The following is a 2102-nucleotide window of genomic DNA, read 5'->3' on the forward strand; positions in this document are numbered from 1 at the left end:
GCAACAGCAGAAGATGAACGAGCACTCGGTGGGGCAATCAACGGTGAGGTTGAAGATCATCGTATATATATCGGCGATCATGATTTTGGTGATGCGCCCAATAGTTATCAAACAACAATGGCAGCTCAAGGACCTACTCATGGGCTAATCAATAAATCGACACTTTACATTGGTACCAGCACTATTGATGCAGAAGCAGATGGCTATGCCAGTACCAGTGCGACGGGGGATAACACCAATGGCAGCGATGATGAAAATGGGATTGTATTACCATTGCCGATGTTAGCGCTGTCAGACACAACATTCACAACAACAATTACCTTACGTAATTCAACCACATCAGGTATAGCGGCAACCTTAGTTGCATGGCTTGATACCAATCAAGATGGCGCATTCAGTGCTGATGAAGTGGTGGATTCAATTGACTATGACAGTGTCGGTGCCTCCGCCTTTGCCAGTGGCAATATTCCTTATAATAGTGCAGATAAAAGTGTGGATTTAACATGGAATGGGTTATCAGGATTAACCAATGGCAGCATAGCGTTGCGTATTCGATTAACCCATGATGCATTAACCGCTAACGATTGGTTTGGTGTTGCCAGTAATGGTGAAGTGGAAGATTACCTCTATTTAGTGGGAGATACCGATTACGGGGATGCGCCTGATAGTGCCGCTAATGTTGGGGTTGATAATTACCGCACCACATTAAGTGATGATGGTGCGCGTCATATTATCTCAACGGATTTATACCTTGGTACCAATGCAACGGATGGTGAAACTGATGCCGCATCACCGAATACATTTGCGCTAGGGGATGACAATAATACAGGCACTGATGATGAAGATGGCGTGGTGTATGGTGTTCTATCAACGACCCAATCTGATTATTCAGCAGTCGCAACCATTACTAATAACAGTGCAAATCCTGCCTATTTATATGCATGGATAGATTTTGATCGTAACGGGCGTTTTGATCGTGACGAATTTATTAATAGCGGTGTGATCACGGTACCTGCCGCGAGTGGTGTGACGACAGAAACCCTATCGTGGAGCAGCATGAGTGGGCGCTCGAATGATACCAATATTTATCTAAGAGTGCGTTTAACCCATGAATTATTTGATGATACGGTGACGTCCACAACAGAAGATCCCCGCAGTTACGGCGCAACTTCATCGGGTGAAGTGGAAGATCATTGGATACTTGTCACCAATAGTGCAGATAAAGGCGATTTAGAAGACACCTATTCTACTTCGATGGCTGTCGGTGGCCCTTGGCATACCCTTGATGGTGGACAAACCTTCATCGGCGCACAAGCGCCTGATGCTGATGCCGTCGATCAACTGAGCTCAGTTGCCGAAGGCGATGATAATGCCGGCACTGATGATGAAGATGCGACGATTAGCGGTGGGCAAGAAGGCGATACCGATTACAGCACCACCATTACCGTGACCAATACAACAGGTGTGAATGTTTATTTAAACGCATGGGTAGATTGGAATTTAAATGGCAGCTTTGAGGCTTCAGAACATGTCACTACCACTGTTGCGCCAGCCGATACATCAAAAACATTAACATGGTCAGGTCTATCGCCATTGGTGCCGGCTTATTACCCAATGCGTATCCGTTTGGGCGATATTATTTTAAATGCAACCGATTTTGTTGGTTATGGTGGTGATGGTGAAATTGAAGATCATCGCATCTTTGTTGCCCCAGCCCCTCTCGGTACTGCCATTACCCCAACGGAAGATTACGGTGATGCGCCTGCAAGTTATGGTACTTATGAAGCTGATGATGGTGCGAAACACACCCCATCAGCCAGTTTATTTATCGGGGCAACCGAGGCAGACCCTGACAGTAATGGTCAACCGTCGGTTAATGCCGATGCTGATGATTTAACTGATTTTGATGATGAAGACAATTTAACGATACCGGTATTGTCGCCATCGATGACAACATGGTCGCTAGATGTGCCAGTGACTAATACTACAGGCGGTGCTGCCACCTTATATGCATGGGTCGATCATGATGCTGATGGGCAATTTCAAGCAGATGAAATGACCTCAGTTGCTGTGCCTGATGGCACTAATAATGCCAATGTGAC

At 45.9% G+C, this 2102-nt stretch carries 1 protein-coding gene; it reads left to right on the top strand.

The window, feature by feature from the left end; genetic code table 11:
• On the top strand, positions 1-2102 hold a 2102-nt coding region (locus PAND9192_RS20020), incomplete at both ends, for a GEVED domain-containing protein (RefSeq protein ID WP_234999233.1).

It is taken from the genome of Photobacterium andalusiense, from assembly GCF_900185625.1.
In the GTDB taxonomy this organism is placed as follows: Bacteria; Pseudomonadota; Gammaproteobacteria; order Enterobacterales; family Vibrionaceae; genus Photobacterium; species Photobacterium aquimaris.